General features: G+C 70.5%; 11 protein-coding genes. 4 read left to right on the top strand and 7 right to left on the bottom strand.

From position 1 onward, the window contains the following. Positions 1 to 16: 16 nt before the first annotated feature. The 4 genes from rluB to radD form a co-directional block, all read right to left on the bottom strand. Positions 17 to 871: a 23S rRNA pseudouridine(2605) synthase RluB gene (rluB, locus tag UYS_RS0200900; protein WP_016853607.1), complete on the bottom strand. Its 855-nt coding sequence runs from the start codon at positions 869 to 871 to the stop codon at positions 17 to 19. Then, complete coding sequence (gene scpB, locus UYS_RS0200895; RefSeq protein ID WP_016853606.1) at positions 871 to 1,782, bottom strand: SMC-Scp complex subunit ScpB; 912 nt, start codon at positions 1,780 to 1,782, stop codon at positions 871 to 873. The genes rluB and scpB overlap by 1 nt, the downstream gene beginning before the upstream one ends. Continuing rightward, complete coding sequence (locus tag UYS_RS0200890; protein ID WP_016853605.1) at positions 1,779 to 2,774, bottom strand: segregation and condensation protein A; 996 nt, start codon at positions 2,772 to 2,774, stop codon at positions 1,779 to 1,781. Before UYS_RS0200890 ends, scpB begins: the two co-directional genes overlap by 4 nt. Before the next feature lie 86 nt (positions 2,775 to 2,860). Continuing rightward, complete coding sequence (gene radD, locus UYS_RS0200885) at positions 2,861 to 4,654, bottom strand: DNA repair helicase RadD (protein ID WP_016853604.1); 1,794 nt, start codon at positions 4,652 to 4,654, stop codon at positions 2,861 to 2,863. Positions 4,655 to 4,809: 155 nt separating this feature from the next. Here radD and UYS_RS0200880 point away from each other — a divergent pair, with 155 nt between their 5' ends. Next, on the top strand, positions 4,810 to 5,022 hold the full coding sequence (locus tag UYS_RS0200880) for a hypothetical protein (protein ID WP_016853603.1): 213 nt from the start codon (positions 4,810 to 4,812) through the stop codon (positions 5,020 to 5,022). 71 nt (positions 5,023 to 5,093) lie between these two features. On the opposite strand, the gene purL is transcribed toward UYS_RS0200880, so the two are convergent. Next, entirely contained in the window at positions 5,094 to 9,017 is a 3,924-nt protein-coding gene (purL, locus tag UYS_RS0200875; RefSeq protein ID WP_016853602.1) for a phosphoribosylformylglycinamidine synthase, read from the bottom strand. Positions 9,018 to 9,182: 165 nt separating this feature from the next. Here purL and mltF point away from each other — a divergent pair, with 165 nt between their 5' ends. Further along, the gene (mltF, locus tag UYS_RS0200870) at positions 9,183 to 10,646 is read left to right on the top strand and encodes a membrane-bound lytic murein transglycosylase MltF (protein WP_016853601.1); all 1,464 of its coding nucleotides are present in this window, start codon (positions 9,183 to 9,185) and stop codon (positions 10,644 to 10,646) included. Positions 10,647 to 10,655: 9 nt separating this feature from the next. Next, the gene (locus UYS_RS17680) at positions 10,656 to 12,620 is read left to right on the top strand and encodes a GGDEF domain-containing protein (RefSeq protein WP_016853600.1); all 1,965 of its coding nucleotides are present in this window, start codon (positions 10,656 to 10,658) and stop codon (positions 12,618 to 12,620) included. A 12-nt stretch (positions 12,621 to 12,632) separates the two neighbouring features. On the opposite strand, the gene tadA is transcribed toward UYS_RS17680, so the two are convergent. Beyond that, complete coding sequence (gene tadA / locus UYS_RS0200860; protein ID WP_016853599.1) at positions 12,633 to 13,106, bottom strand: tRNA adenosine(34) deaminase TadA; 474 nt, start codon at positions 13,104 to 13,106, stop codon at positions 12,633 to 12,635. Positions 13,107 to 13,196: 90 nt separating this feature from the next. Between tadA and UYS_RS0200855 the strand changes: the two genes are divergently transcribed. Then, positions 13,197 to 14,006, top strand: a complete 810-nt coding sequence (locus tag UYS_RS0200855; protein WP_016853598.1) for an acyl-CoA thioesterase — start codon at positions 13,197 to 13,199, stop codon at positions 14,004 to 14,006. A 15-nt stretch (positions 14,007 to 14,021) separates the two neighbouring features. Here the strand turns inward: UYS_RS0200855 and UYS_RS0200850 are convergent, their stop codons facing one another. Then, positions 14,022 to 14,693 (bottom strand): GntR family transcriptional regulator, encoded by a 672-nt coding sequence (locus UYS_RS0200850; RefSeq protein WP_016853597.1) that lies wholly within the window; start codon positions 14,691 to 14,693, stop codon positions 14,022 to 14,024. Positions 14,694 to 14,815: the final 122 nt, after the last annotated feature.

Here is a 14,815-nt window from a genome sequence, read left to right as displayed (position 1 = left end):
CCTCGTTATGCGCGCCTTACTGACGACGCGACTTGGGCTTGCGCATCGCCTGCACCGGACGACGCTTGTGCTTGTCGCGGCTCCAGCGATTCTTCTCGTCCGGCGTCAGCTCCGGCACCTTGCGCGCCGGCAGGCCGGCCATGCCGGCGAGGTCGTCGATCTCCTCCTGGGAGAGCTCGACCCACTCGCTGGCCTTGGCCCGCTTGTCGAGGAAGATGTTGCCGTAGCGCACGCGCTTGAGGCGGCTGACGGTCAGCCCCTGGGATTCCCACAGGCGGCGCACCTCGCGGTTGCGGCCCTCCATGATCACCACGTGGAACCAGGTGTTGATGCCCTCGCCGCCGAACTCCTGCACGTCGGTGAAGCGTGCCGGTCCGTCGTCGAGCATCACGCCCTCGACCATCGCCGTGACGTGGGACTGCTGCACGTCGCCCATCACGCGCACGGCGTACTCGCGCTCGATCTGGGTCGAGGGATGCATCAGCCGGTTGGCCAGCTCGCCGTCGGTGGTGAACAGCAGCAGGCCGCTGGTGTTGATGTCGAGGCGGCCGATGGCGATCCAGCGCTCGCCCTTGAGGCGCGGCAGGCGGTCGAACACGGTGCGCCGCCCTTCCGGATCCTTGCGGGTGCACAGCTCGCCTTCCGGCTTGTTGTACATGATCACGCGCCGCGGCACCTCCTCGGCGGCGCGCAGGGTGACCGGGCGATCATCGAGGGCGACCTTGTCGCGGGGCTCGATGCGATCGCCCAGGGTCGCCACCTGGCCGTTGACCTTGACCCGGCCGTCGGCGATGGCCGCTTCCATCTCGCGGCGCGAGCCCATGCCGGCCCGGGCCAGGACCTTCTGCAGTTTCTCGGTGGTGGTGCTCATCAGTCGTCTGTCTCGCTGGTAGTGGATTCCGCCCCCGGGGCAGCGTCATCGTCGACGCGGCCCCGGGCACGTTCGGACAGGCGGGCCTCGAGATCGGCGAAGCTCAGGCCTGTCCGCTCGGACGCCGTCCCGGCGTGGTCATCGTCGGCCGTCCCGGCCGTCGTCTCGCCGGCCGCAGGCGCGGTGGCCTCGGCGGCGGTCGTCTCTTCACGGGTGTCGTCGCGGGTGGCAGTGTCGGTCCGATCGTCCGTTTCCGCCACCTCCTCGTGGGGTTTTTCCCGTTCGTCGCCCTCGTCGACGGGCTCGTCCGCCTGGGCCAGCAGGTCGTGCTGGGGCGGCGGCGGCGTGTCCTCGAGGGTCTGCTCCGCCTCCTCGAAGCCCTTGAGCTCGTGCATCGGCGGCAGCTCGTCGAGGGTCTTGAGGCCGAAGTCGTCGAGGAAGCTGCGGGTGGTGGCATAGACCGCCGGGCGCCCCGGCACGTCACGATGCCCCACCACCCGCACCCAGCCGCGCTCGACCAGGGTGCGCATGATCTGGCCGCTGACGGTGACGCCGCGCACCTCCTCGATGTCGCCGCGGGTCACCGGCTGGCGATAGGCGATCAGCGCCAGGGTCTCCAGCAGCGCCCGGGAGTAGCGCTGCGGGCGCTCGTCCCACAGCCGCGAGACCCAGCTCGAGAGCCGCGGGCGGATGCGCAGCTGGTAGCCCGAGGCGGTTTCCAGCAGCTCCATGGCGCCGCGCTGGTGGCGCGTCTCGAGGCGCCCCAGGGCCTCGCGCAGGGCGCGCCGGGGCGGCAGCTCGTGGTCATCGAACAGGTTCTCCAGCCGCTCCAGCGAGAGCGGCTCGCCGGCGGCGAGCAGCGCGGCCTCGAGGATCTCGTCCAGGGCATCGGGGATTTCCATGGCGGTCATGGCGACTCGCTCCCTTGGTCGTCGTCATCCGCGAAGGGGCTCTCCCCTTCTGGCTCGTCGTCAGCGTAGGCGTCCTGCGCCTCGTCGTCCTGCGGGCCGCCCCGGGCGCGCACGTGGATCGGCGACAGCGGGGCGTTCTGCACGATCTCGATCATCGACTCCTTGGCCAGCTCGAGGATCGCCATGAAGGTCACCACCACGCCGGCGCGGCCTTCCTCGAGGGTGAACAGCGCCTCGAAGGCGGTGTAGCGCTCGAAGTCGAGCAGTTCCATGATTGCCAGCATGCGCTCCCGGGTGGAGAGCGTCTCGCGGCTGACCTGGTGCGCCTGGTTGAGCTCGGCGCGGCGCAGGATGCCGGCCAGGGCGCCGAGCAGTTCGTCGAGCTCGACGTCGGGATGCACCACCCGGCTCTCCAGCGGCGGCAGCGCCGCCCGGGCCGGGAACCAGTCGCGGCCCAGCCGCGGCAGCTCGGCCAGCGCCTCGGCGGCATTCTTGAGCCGCTCGTACTCCTGCAGGCGGCGGATCAGCTCGGCGCGCGGGTCTTCCTCGTCCTCGTCGCCCCCTTCCTTCGGCGGCTTGGGCAGCAGGGTGCGCGACTTGATCTCGGCCAGCATCGCCGCCATCAGCAGGTACTCGCCGGCCAGCTCGATCTCCATGGCCTTCATCAGCTCCACGTACTCGATGTACTGGTGGGTGATGGCGGCCACGTCGATGGCCAGGATGTCCAGGTTCTGGCGCCGGATCAGGTACAGCAGCAGGTCGAGCGGCCCCTCGAAGGCCTCGAGGAAGACCTTGAGCGCCTCCGGCGGGATATACAGATCCTCCGGCAGCTCGGTGATCGGCTCGTCGAACAGCCGGCCCAGCACCGCCGCGCTCTGGCTGATCGCCTGCTGCTCGGCGTCGCCCGCCCCGGCGCCCTCGGCGACGGTCGGGTCGGCGGGGGACCCCGGGGCGTCGTCGGGTGTCTCGGTGGACGGGGGCGTCTCGCTCACGCGGGGCAGGCCTCCGGTAGCTGGTGGGGCGGCGAATGATCGACCGCACAGTCTACCAAGCGGCGAGGATCAGGGTAAGCCGTGACTCATCCCGCCTCGGCGGCGAGGCGATAGCGGCCGGTGTAGTCGAACAGCTTGCGCCGCACCTGCCAGTGGCGGCCGGCCTTGCGGCCGATCACGAAGTCCGGGGCGCGCAGCCGGTGCTGCTCGGCGACCACCTCCTCCGGCGTGGTCGGCGACCAGCGCGTGCCGGGAGCACGCAGGTGCTCGCGCAGGAAGGCCGCGGCGAAGGCGCCGCGCTGGGCCGGCGTCTCCAGGGCGAACCATTCGGCCAGGGTGGCGCCGTCCTCGTCGTGATAGACGACCTTGAGTCGCGGCAGGCCACGGCCGTTGACGGTGGCCTCGAGCTGCATGCCCGAGACCCGCAGCACCCGGGCATCGCGCAGCTTCAGCGCCTCGCGCAGCTTGTCGTCGGCGTCCACCAGCAGCGCCTCGCAGCCGTGGCAGCGCCGCGCCGCGGTGTCGTTCTCGGCGCCGCACTGATCGCAGACCTTGAAGCGGAAGCGGAAGCTGCACTGCTGCCTCTTGCCGGCGCCCGACGCCGCGCCATCTCCACGCTCTTCCTCCACCAGGCCCTGGCAGCGGCGGCCGAAGTGCTCGATGACGATCTCGCCGTCGAGCCGGCCCCAGAACAGGTTGGCGTGGCCGCACTGCGGGCACTCGACCTGCACCGGCTCGGTGTCGCCGGCGGGCTTGGGGCTGCCGACCTCGGGGGCATAGAGATCCCAGGGATTGCCGGCGTAGTCGAGGATCAGGCAGTCGCGCTTGCCCGGCGCCAGGCGCAGGCCGCGCCCGACGATCTGCTGGTAGAGTCCCACCGACTCTGTGGGCCGCAGGATCGCGATCAGGTCCACGTGGGGCGCATCGAAGCCGGTGGTCAGCACCGCCACGTTGACCAGGTACTTGAGCTCGCGGGCCTTGAAGGCCTGGATGATCGCCTCGCGTTCGGCGGCCGGCGTGGCGCCGGTGATCAGCGCCGCCTCGTCGGCGGGCAGATAGCCGAGGACCTCCTCGGCGTGGGCCACGGTGGCGGCGAACAGCATCACCCCGGCGCGCTCGGCGGCGTGGCCGATCACCTCCTCGAGGATCGCCGGCGTCGCCCGATTGCCGGCCGCCACCCGGTTCAGCTCCGCCTCCTGGAACAGGCCGCCGCTGCCGGGCTCGAGGGCCGAGAAGTCGTAGCGCTCGACGGCGGCATCGACCAGCCGCGGCTCGGCCAGATAGCCCTGCTTGACCATCAGCCGCAGCGGCTGCTCGAACACGCAGTCGCGGAAGAAGCAGTCTTCGCCGCCGCGCACCATGCCGTGATAGTGGCGGTGATAGAGGAAGCCCTGGCCCAGCCGGTACGGCGTGGCGGTCAGGCCCAGCACCTTGAGCCGCGGATTGCGCTCGCGCAGGTGGGCGATGACCCGCCGATAGCTGGAATCCTCGTCCAGCGATACCCGATGGCACTCGTCGATCACCAGCAGCGTGAAGGCATCGTCGTCGAAGCTGTCCAGGTTCCTCACCACCGACTGCACCGAGCCGAACACCACCTGGCGCGCGGTTTCCTTGCGCCCCAGGCCGGCGCTGAAGATATCGGCCTCGAGCCCATAGGCCTGGTACTTGGCGTGATTCTGCTCGACCAGCTCGCGCACGTGGGCCAGCACCAGCACCCGGCCGCGGGCCAGGCGGGCCAGCTCGGCGATCACCAGCGACTTGCCGCTGCCGGTGGGCAGCACCACCACGGCGGGATCGTCGCCGGCGCGGAAGTGCTCGACCACGCGGCTGACCGCCTGCCGCTGGTAGGGGCGCAGGCTGGGCGGGGCGGTTTCGGTCATGACGGGCCTCTCGACGATGAAGGCGCCATCTTAACGAGCGCACCTCGCCACATCGACACAAAGCGTCGTTGCAGCGTGAGACTTGACCACGCCAGCCTCTGCCATGCTATCTATGAGACACATCATCGCCCCGATTCGACACAGGAGAGTCGCCCATGCAAGTGAAGACCAGTCCCGAGTGCCCGAAGTGCGGCAGCCGCGTCAAGCGCCTGCCGCCGGGGCGTCAGGACCAGTATCACGTCTACTGCGACGACTGCGGTCACGACTTCGGCCGCTATGACTACCTGCAGGCCCAGTTCCGCCACCTGCTCGACGACGTGGAGGCGCACCTGAAGGAGAACGAGGAGTCGGACGACAAGGCGTCCTGACGCGATATCTCGCCTGGCAATGAAGACGCCCGGGCCAGTGGCCCGGGCGTCTTTCGTCTAGCGGCGGGACATCAGCCCAGCCAGCGACGGGCGTTGCGGAACAGGCGCATCCAGGCGCCGTCCTGGGTCCACTCGGCCGGGCGCCAGGAGTTGGTCACCGCGCGCACCACGCGCTCCGGGTGCGGCATCATGGCGGTGACGCGGCCGTCGGGCGTGGTCAGGCCGGTGATGCCGGAGGGCGAGCCGTTGGGGTTGGCCGGATAGCGGGTGGTCACCTGGCCGTAGTTGTCCACGTAGCGCAGCGCCACCTGGCTGGAGCCCTGCATGCCGCGCAGGTGCGCGCTGTCGCGGAACTCGGCGCGGCCCTCGCCGTGGGCCACGGCGATCGGCAGCAGCGAGCCTTCCATGCCGGAGAGCAGGATCGACGGGCTCTCCTCGACGCGCACCATGGCCACGCGGGCCTCGAACTGTTCGGACTCGTTGCGCACGAAGCGCGGCCAGGCCTCGGCGCCGGGGATCAGCTCCTTGAGCTGGGACAGCATCTGGCAGCCGTTGCACACGCCCAGGGCGAAGCTGTCGTCGCGGCCGAAGAAGCCGGCGAACTGCTCGCGGGCGCGCTCGTTGAACAGCACCGACTTGGCCCAGCCGCCGCCGGCGCCCAGCACGTCGCCGTAGGAGAAGCCGCCGCAGGCCACCAGGCCCTTGAACTCCTCCAGGCCGACGCGCCCCTCGAGGATATCGCTCATGTGCACGTCGACGGCCTCGAAGCCGGCGTTGTCGAACGACCAGGCCATCTCCAGGTGGCCGTTGACGCCCTGCTCGCGCAGCACCGCCACCGCCGGCCTGGCGGTGTTCACGAACGGCGCGGCGATGTCCTCGTCGACATCGAAGCTCGGCTGGGCGGAGAGGCCCGGGTCGCGGCCGTCGAGCAGGCCATCGAACTCGCTCTTGGCGCACTCGGCGTTGTCGCGCAGCGACTGCATGCGATAGCTGGTCTCGCTCCAGGTGCGCTGGGCCAGCAGCCGGGTGGTCTCGAGCAGCGGCTCCTCGAACAGGGTCACGCGGACCTGGTCGTCGTAGCGCGGCCGGGCGATCACGCCGCAGCTCTCGAGGCCGGCGCCGGCGAACTGCGCCAGCACTTCCTCGGTGTGCTCGCGCGGCACCTGGATCACCGCGCCGAGCTCCTCGGCGAACAGCGCGTTGAAGGCATCGGCGGGCTCGTCGATCAGCCAGTCGAGCTTGATCTCGAGGCCGGCGTGGGCGGCGAAGGCCATCTCCAGCAGGGTCACCAGCAGGCCGCCATCGCTGCGGTCGTGGTAGGCCAAGAGCTTGCCGTCGGCGTTGAGGCCCTGGATCACGGTGAAGAACGCCTTGAGGTCCTCGGGGTCATCCAGGTCCGGGCACTCGTCGCCGACCTGGCCGTAGACCTGGGCCAGCGCCGAGCCGCCGAGGCGGTTCTGGCCGCCGCCGAGATCGATCAGGATCAGGTCGGACTCGTCCTGGGTCAGGTCGATCTGCGGGGTCAGCGTCTTCATGGCGTCGGTGACCGGGGCGAAGCCGGTGCTCACCAGGGTCAGCGGCGAGGTGATGCTCTTCTCCTCGCCCTCCTCGTCCTGCCAGGCGGTGCGCATGGACATGGAGTCCTTGCCCACCGGCACGGCGATGCCCAGCGCCGGGCACAGCTCCATGCCCACGGCGTGAACGGCGTCATACAGCGCCTGGTTCTCGCCCGGGTGGCTGGCCGCACTCATCCAGTTGGCGGAGAGCTTGATGTCGCCGAGCTTGGCGATCGGCGCGGCGGCCAGGTTGGTGATGGTCTCGGCCACCGCCAGGCGGGCACTGGCCGCCGGATCGATCAGCGCCACCGGCGGACGCTCGCCCATGGCCATGGCTTCGCCGGCATGGGTATCGAAGGTGGCGGTGGTCACCGCCACGTCGGCGACCGGCACCTGCCACGGGCCGACCATCTGGTCGCGGGCCACCTGGCCGGTGATCGAGCGGTCGCCGATGGTGATCAGGAAGTTCTTGGAGGCCACGGTGGGCAGGCGCAGCACCCGGTCCATGGCCTCGCGCAGGTCGAGGTTGTCGAGCATGATGCCCGGCATCTCGCGGCTCTCGCGGCGGAACTCGCGGGTCATCTTGGGCGGCTTGCCGAACAGCACGCTCATCGGCAGGTCGACCGGCCTGGTGTCGAAGTGGCCGTCGCGGACCTCCAGATGATGCGCCTCGGTGGCCTCGCCGACCACGGCGTAGGGGCAGCGCTCGCGCTGGCACAGGGCGTCGAAGGCGGCGAGGTTCTCCGGGGCCACGGCGAGCACGTAGCGCTCCTGGGCCTCGTTGCACCAGATCTCCAGCGGGCTCATGCCCGGCTCGGCGTTGGGCACCTCGCGCAGCTCGAAGCGGCCGCCGCGGTCGCCGTCCTTGACCAGCTCCGGCAGGGCGTTGGACAGGCCGCCGGCGCCCACGTCGTGGATGAAGCAGATCGGGTTGTCGTCGCCCAGCGACCAGCAGCGGTCGATCACTTCCTGCACGCGACGCTCGATCTCGGGGTTGTCGCGCTGCACGGAGGCGAAGTCCAGGTCGGCGCTGGAGGCACCGGAGGCCATGGAGGAGGCCGCGCCGCCGCCCAGGCCGATCAGCATCGACGGCCCGCCCATCACGATCAGCTTGCCGCCGACCGGGATCTCGCCCTTCTGGACGTGGTCCTCGCGGATGTTGCCGTAGCCGCCGGCGATCATGATCGGCTTGTGGAAGCCGCGACGCTCGACGCCGTTGGCGCCCATGGCGTCCTGCTCGTAGCTGCGGAAGTAGCCGGTCAGGTTGGGGCGGCCGAACTCGTTGTTGAAGGCGGCGCCGCCGATCGGCCCCTCGAGCATGATCTCGAGGGCGTTGACGATGCGCTCGGGCTTGCCGTAATCGAAGGCCTCCCAGGGCTGCACGAACTCGGGGATGCGCAGGTTGGAGACGGTGAAGCCGGTCAGGCCCGCCTTGGGCTTGCCGCCGATGCCGGTGGCGCCCTCGTCGCGGATCTCGCCGCCGGCGCCGGTGGCCGCGCCCGGGTGCGGCGCGATGGCCGTCGGGTGGTTGTGGGTCTCCACCTTCATCAGGATGTTGACCGGCTCCTGATGGGCGGCGTAGACGGCGCGTTCGGCGGCGTCGCCGGTCAGCGGCGCGGCGAAGAAGCGGCCGGCCCGGCTGCCGCGGATCACCGCGGCGTTGTCGCTGTAGGCCGAGAGGATGTCGTCCGGCGAGGCTTCAAAGGTGTTCTTGATCATCTTGAACAGCGAGCGCGGCTGCGCCTCGCCGTCCACCACCCAGTCGGCGTTGAAGATCTTGTGGCGGCAGTGCTCGGAGTTGGCCTGGGCGAACATCATCAGCTCGACGTCGGCCGGGTTGCGGCCCAGGCCCTCGAAGGCCTCGCACAGGTAGTCGATCTCGTCCTCGGCCAGCGCCAGGCCCAGTTCGACGTTGGCCTCCTCCAGCGCCGGGCGGCCGCCGCCGAGGATGTCCACCTGACCGAGCGGCGCCGGCTCGTGGTGGGCGAACAGCCTGGCGGCATCGGAGGCGTCGAACAGCACCGTCTCGGTCATGCGGTCGTGGAGCGCCGCGAGCACCGCCTCATAGGCCTCCTCGGAGAGCTCGCCGGCGAAGCGCACCCGGTAGGCGATGCCGCGCTCGAGGCGACGGATCTGGCTCAGGCCGCAGTTGCGGGCGATGTCGGTGGCCTTCGAGGACCAGGGCGACTGGGTGCCGATGCGGGGTACCACCAGGAACAGACGCCCCTCGCCAAGGTCGCCGGTATCGTGGGCCGGGCCGTAGTCGAGCAGGCGCTCGAGCAGGCGGCGGTCGTCGTCCTCCAGCTCGCCGTCGTGGTCGACGAAGTGCACGTAGTCGGCGCCGAGCGCCTCGACCTGTGGAGCCACGGCGTGCAGCGCTTCGAGCAGCTTGGCATGACGGAAGGCGGAGAGGGCGGGCGCGCCACGCAGTTCGAGCATATCCTGGGGCCTCTGAAACAAGCAGAATGCAGTAAAGACGGGGCCGCGGCCGGCGGCAATGAGCGCACATGATACTGGAAAGCGCGGGCGGCGAGAAATCGGCGTGGATGACAGCTTCCGAGGCGCTGGGTAAGGTGACATCACCCATCGCATCCCGACATCACTATGCTGGCATCCTTGCTCGACCATCTGCGCCGGCGGCGGCGCCACTACGCGACCCTGTGCGCGCTGCTGGGGCTCGGCCTGATCACCGATCGCCCCCACCGCGCCTCCGAGGCTCAGCTCGAGGACGTGCGGGCGCGTGACTTCCTCAACATCCAGACCCGCAACACCCCCACGACCTACTACGAGGGCCGTCAGGGGCCGACCGGCTTCGAATACGAGCTGATGCGCCGCTTCGCCGACTATCTGGGCGTCAGCCTCAACCTGGATGCCGATCACAACATCGCCGAGGCGCTCGAGGCGGTGCGCCGCGAGGGCGATCTCGGCGCCGCCGCCCTGCCGCTGGACCCGACCCGCGACGGGCTGATGTACAGCCGGCCGATCATGCCGCTGCAGCCGCTGCTGGTGTATCGGCGCGGCCTGCCGCCGCCCGCCGAGATCGCCGACCTCGAGGGGCTTTCGATCGGCACCCTGAGCAATACCGGCACCGATCGGGTGATGCGTGAACTGCAGGCCGAGCACCCCTGGCTGAGCTGGCAGGAGGCCGATGATATCGAGGTCTCGGCGCTGCTCGGCCGGGTGAGCGACGGCACCCTGGACGCCGCCGTGGTCTTCGAGCGCCAGTTCCGCCTCAACCGGCTGTTCTTCCCCGAGGTGGAGGACGGGTTCCGGCTGGGGCGCCCGCTGTCGCTGGCCTGGGCCTTCCCCAGCGAGCGCGGGCTCGGCCTGCTGCGCGAGGCCAACCGTTTCCTCGCGACGCTGCAGGACAGCGGCCTGCTGGCCCGCCTCGAGACCCGCTACCTGGGCCGCGACGACTATCTGGAGTACGTCGGCGCACGGACCTTCATCGGCCATGTCCACGAACGGCTGCCCGAGTACGACACGCTGTTCCGCGAGGCCGCCCGGCAAAGCGGCTTCGACTGGAAGCTGCTGGCCGCGGTGGGCTACCAGGAATCCCACTGGCGCCCTCAGGCCACCTCCCCCACCGGGGTGCGCGGCCTGATGATGCTGACCAACGCCACCGCCGCCGAGATGAACGTGTCGAACCGGCTCGACCCGGCTCAGAGCATCAACGGCGGCGCGCGCTACCTGCGCTCGCTAAAGGATCGGCTGCCCGAGTCGATAACCGGGGAGGACCGCTTGTTCATGGCCCTGGCCGCCTACAACGTGGGCCTGGGCCACCTCTACGACGCCCGCCGCATCGCCGAGACGCGCGGCGGCGATCCCGATGCCTGGGAAGACGTGCGCGATGCCCTGCCCCTGCTGCAGGAACGCGAATGGTTCAGCAAGACCCGCTACGGCTATGCCAGGGGCGGCGAGCCGGTCATCTACGTTCGCAACATTCGCCGCTACCACGAGATCCTCACCTATGTGGACCGTAGCCGTCAGCAGTTTCATCGCCTCAGCGCCCGCCAGCCCCTGCCCGCGGACGACACCCGCTTCAATCGCGTGCCGCCGAGCGGCTGAGGGCCGTTCATGAAACACCGGCTCGGCGCCCTGCCGCTGTCCGCCGTCGCCCCGCTGGTGGCGCTGGCCGGCCTGCTGCCGGCCGCTCCTCCCGGCACCGGCGCGAACCTGATTCTCATCGGCCTGACCGCCGCCGGCCAGCTGGCCTGGCATCTGCGGCGCCTGCGCCTGGTGCGGCTGGCGGCGTGGCCGGCGCTGGCCTGGCTCGCCCTCGGCCTGTGCAGCTACCTGCTGCCGGAGGACTGGGTCCCCCAGGCCGGCTGGAACCGCTGGGCGGAACATCTGGTCGCGGGCAGTCACGTGGACGACTGGCGCCCTCCGCTGCTGACGCTGATGTGCCTGAGCCTGCTCAATCTCAGCCTGCTGACCCGCACCCGGGCCAACCTCGGCGCCCCGCTGCTGATGGGCACCGCCGGCCTGGCGCTGCTCGCCCAGCTGCTCGTGCCGCATCCGTCACCGGGGCCGCTGGCCCTGAGCGCCGGCGGTGCCATGCTGGCCGCCCAGGCCTGCCTGCTGCTCGCCCAGCTGGTCGATAGCCTCGGCGGCTGGCGCACCTCGCGCCTCAGCATCCTGCGCGCCCTGTGGCCCTCGCTGCTGCTGGCGGCGCTGACGCTGACGCTGTGGTATCAACAGCATCAGGCCACCGATCGTCGGCAGCAGCAGGAGATCGCCGATCTGGGACAGCGGCTGGCGCATCGGCTGTCGGCCGAGATCGACGACCATCTGGCCGCCATGCGCCGCTTCGCCGCCTCATGGCACTGGATGAACGGCCCGCCATCGGCCGACCAGTGGGCCTACCAGGCCGAGCTGTATCACCGCGACTTCCCGTATCTGCTCAACATCGCCTTCATCGACCCGCAGAGCCGCATCCTGCGCGTCCACCCGCCCCCCGACAACACGGCGCTGCTCGGCACCCGGCTGTTCGAGGCCCAGCCGGAGGGACGCGAGGCGTTGGGGACGGCGCTGCACGAGGGTGTCACCGGCCAGACGCGCGTCATCGAGCTGCTGCAGGGCCAGCCCGGCATGATCCACTACCTGCCGGTGACCCGGGCCCGCGACGGCCGTATCCGGGGAGCGGTGGGCGTGGTGATCGGCCTGCGTGACCTGGCGGACACCCTGTTCCGCCAGGTCACGCCCGACACCGCCGCCCTGACGCTGCTCGACGGCGAGCGGCTGCTCGCCTACCAGGGGCCCGCCCGGCGGACCGGCCCCTGGCATCATGCGGCGCCGCTGATGCTCGACGAGCTATCGCTGACGCTGGTCACCCGCCCCGGCCTCGATACCCTGCTGGCCCGGCGCTCACGCCTGCCCGTGGTCACGCTGGCGGTCGGGCTGACGCTGGCCTATCTGCTCTACCTCGCCCTGTTCGCCCGCCGTCATCTCCAGAGGCAGCACCACGAGACTCGCCGCTCCAATCGCGAGCTGCGCCGCGAGGTCCGCAACCGCGCCCGGCTGCAGCGGGAAGTCGAGTGGCTCGCCACCCACGACGAGCTCACCCGGCTGCCCAACCGTCGCCGTTTCATGCAGGTGCTGGAGGAGCATGCCGGCATCCGCCCGCTGAGCGTGCTGCTGTGCGATATCGATCACTTCAAGCTGATCAACGACCGCCTCGGCCACCTGGTGGGCGATCGCTACCTGGCCGAGCTGGGCCGCCTGGGGCAGGAGGCGTTCGACGCCGTGGGCGGCACCTTCGCCCGGTTCGGCGGCGAGGAGTTCGTGGCCTGCCTGCCCGGCTCGAGCGTGGAAGACGCGGAAGCGGCGGCGAGACGCCTGCAGGAAGCCCTCGCCGAGGCTCGGCTGCCCCACCAGGACGGCGCGCCGCTGACGCTGAGCATCGGCATCGCCACCCTGGAAGAGGGGGCGCTGGAGCCCGACGAGCTGCTGCAGGCCGCCGACGACGCGCTCTACCGGGCCAAGTCGCTGGGGCGCGACCGGATCGAGCTCGCCGCCGGGCCACACGACCCGTCGAGCTGACGCCCCGCGGGCTCAGCGATCGTCGGAGGCGGCCGAGCGACGCTCGGCGAAGAAGGCCTTCAGCAGCTTCGAGACCCGGGCGGCCAGCACGCCGCCCTCCACCGCCACCCGGTGGTTGTACCAGGGCTGGGCGAACAGGTTGGCCTTCGATTCGACCATGCCGGTGCGCGGTTCGGCGGCGCCGTAGACCACCCGCGCCAGCCGCGCGTGGATGATCGCCCCGGTACACATCAGGCAGGGTTCCAGGGTCACGAACAGGGTGCAACCGTCGAGACGGTAGTTGCCGAGGCGCGCCCCGGCATCGCGCAGGGCCCGGATCTCGGCGTGGGCACTGGGATCGTGGCCGGCCACCGGCGCGTTGTAGCCACGGCCCACGATCTCGCCTTCGGCGTCCACCACCACCGCGCCCACCGGCACCTCGCCGGCCTCCCCGGCCAGCCGCGCCTGCTCGAGGGCGCGATGCATGTAGAACTCGTCACTGCGCATGGCCGCCGACTCCCGTAGACTACTGACAATGAAACATTCGTATGACCGCCCGGCATGTGCGGATGCCGTGGCCCATGGAGGATACCCGGAATGAGCGACGCCCTGAACGATCTGGTCGACCTGCTGCGCCTCGAGCCCCTGGAAGAAAACCTGTTCCGCGGCCGCAGCCAGGACCTGGGCCTGCCCCAGCTGTTCGGCGGCCAGGTCCTCGGCCAGGCGCTCTCCGCCGCCACCCACACGGTGGATGACAGCCGGCGGGTGCACTCGCTGCACGGCTATTTCCTGCGCCCCGGCGACGCCAGCCGCCCGGTGGTCTATCAGGTCGACGCGGTGCGCGACGGCCGCAGCTTCACCACCCGCCGCATCACCGCCATCCAGAAGGGCCGGCCGATCTTCTTCTGCAGCGCCTCCTTCCACGGCCAGGACCACGGCCTCGACCACCAGCCGACGATGCCCGAGGTGCCCTCCCCGGAAGCGCTCGACCGGGCCAACCTGCACGAGCGCTTTCCCGGCCATCCCATCGAGTTCTGCCACGTCGAGGAGGACGCCGTTCCCGGGCGTCCGGCGCGCAAGCGGCTGTGGTTCCGCCTCGCCGGCGAGCTGCCGGACGATCCGGCGCTGCACCGCTACCTGCTCGCCTACAGCTCGGATTTCCACCTGCTGACCACCGCGCTGGTGCCCCACGGCAAGCGCTTCGGCGACCCCGACCTGCGCATCGCCAGCCTCGACCACTCGCTGTGGTTCCACCGCGACGTCAGGGTCAACGACTGGCTGCTCTACGACATGGACAGCCCCTGGGCCGGCGGCGCCCGCGCCTTCACTCGCGGCAGCATCTACGACCGCCAGGGCCGCCTGGTCGCCTCCAGCACTCAGGAAGGCCTGACCCGGCTGGATGAGTGAACGCGCGCGGCGCCCTCAGTCGGCAGGATTGTCACGAGCGTAGGCCGCCAGCAGCGTGCGCTCCGACTGTGACAGATACTGCTCGAGCAGCGTCGCCGCCTGCGCCGGATCGCCGCCCTCGAAGGCCTCCAGGACGTGCAGGTTCCGCTCGACGTAGGGACCGTGAAGCCACTCCTGGTCGCTCAGCATGCCGAAGGCCAAGCGCAGCTCCGCCGAAACCTGGCGGAAGAAGGCATCCAGCCGCGGGCTGTCGGCCAGCGACACGATCGCGGCATGAAAGGCCATGTTGGACGATCCCACCGCCTGCCAGTCCTGCCGCTCGCGGCCGTCACGGGCCTGCTCGATGGCCGTGCGCATCCGCTGCCCCGCCGGATGGCCCGGCACGGCCTCCCTCAGCGCCTGACACTCGATAAAGCGCCGTAGCCGATAGATATCGACCAGCGAGGCCAGGCTCGGCGTGGTCACGAAGACGCCACGGTTGGGGCGATGCGTCACCAGCCCCTCGTGCGCCAGACCGCGAAACGCCTCGCGCAGCGTATTGCGTGACACGCCCAGCCGCTCCCCCAGGGCGCTCTCGGACAGCCGCTGCCCCGGCACCAGCTCGCCCTCCACCAGCAGGCGACGTATCTCGTCGCCGACGGTTTCTCCCAGCGCCCGGCCCCTGCCCTCTACTCCCTGCCTGTTCATGCCTGCCCGTCCCGATCGTCGCCTTTGCCGCTCATGTTCGCGGTTACGCCCCCACACGACAAGCTCGCACGACGCACCCTCTTGGCGCATTGCCCCCGGATGTCGCCCCAACATGAGACACA

Origin of the sequence: Halomonas smyrnensis AAD6 (assembly GCF_000265245.1) — a bacterium.
In the GTDB taxonomy this organism is placed as follows: Bacteria; Pseudomonadota; Gammaproteobacteria; order Pseudomonadales; family Halomonadaceae; genus Halomonas; species Halomonas smyrnensis.
This window is presented reverse-complemented; position numbering and strand designations above follow the sequence as displayed.

What these genes read in the sequence shown, in the direction of transcription:
- rluB (WP_016853607.1), bottom strand. Translation starts at nt 871, where the DNA reads ATGAGCACCACCACCGAGAAACTGCAGAAGGTCCTGGCCCGGGCCGGC.
- scpB (WP_016853606.1), bottom strand. Translation starts at nt 1,782, where the DNA reads ATGACCGCCATGGAAATCCCCGATGCCCTGGACGAGATCCTCGAGGCC.
- radD (WP_016853604.1), bottom strand. Translation starts at nt 4,654, where the DNA reads ATGACCGAAACCGCCCCGCCCAGCCTGCGCCCCTACCAGCGGCAGGCG.
- UYS_RS0200880 (WP_016853603.1), top strand. Translation starts at nt 4,810, where the DNA reads ATGCAAGTGAAGACCAGTCCCGAGTGCCCGAAGTGCGGCAGCCGCGTC.
- purL (WP_016853602.1), bottom strand. Translation starts at nt 9,017, where the DNA reads ATGCTCGAACTGCGTGGCGCGCCCGCCCTCTCCGCCTTCCGTCATGCC.
- mltF (WP_016853601.1), top strand. Translation starts at nt 9,183, where the DNA reads ATGCTGGCATCCTTGCTCGACCATCTGCGCCGGCGGCGGCGCCACTAC.
- UYS_RS17680 (WP_016853600.1), top strand. Translation starts at nt 10,656, where the DNA reads ATGAAACACCGGCTCGGCGCCCTGCCGCTGTCCGCCGTCGCCCCGCTG.
- tadA (WP_016853599.1), bottom strand. Translation starts at nt 13,106, where the DNA reads ATGCGCAGTGACGAGTTCTACATGCATCGCGCCCTCGAGCAGGCGCGG.
- UYS_RS0200855 (WP_016853598.1), top strand. Translation starts at nt 13,197, where the DNA reads ATGAGCGACGCCCTGAACGATCTGGTCGACCTGCTGCGCCTCGAGCCC.
- UYS_RS0200850 (WP_016853597.1), bottom strand. Translation starts at nt 14,693, where the DNA reads ATGAACAGGCAGGGAGTAGAGGGCAGGGGCCGGGCGCTGGGAGAAACC.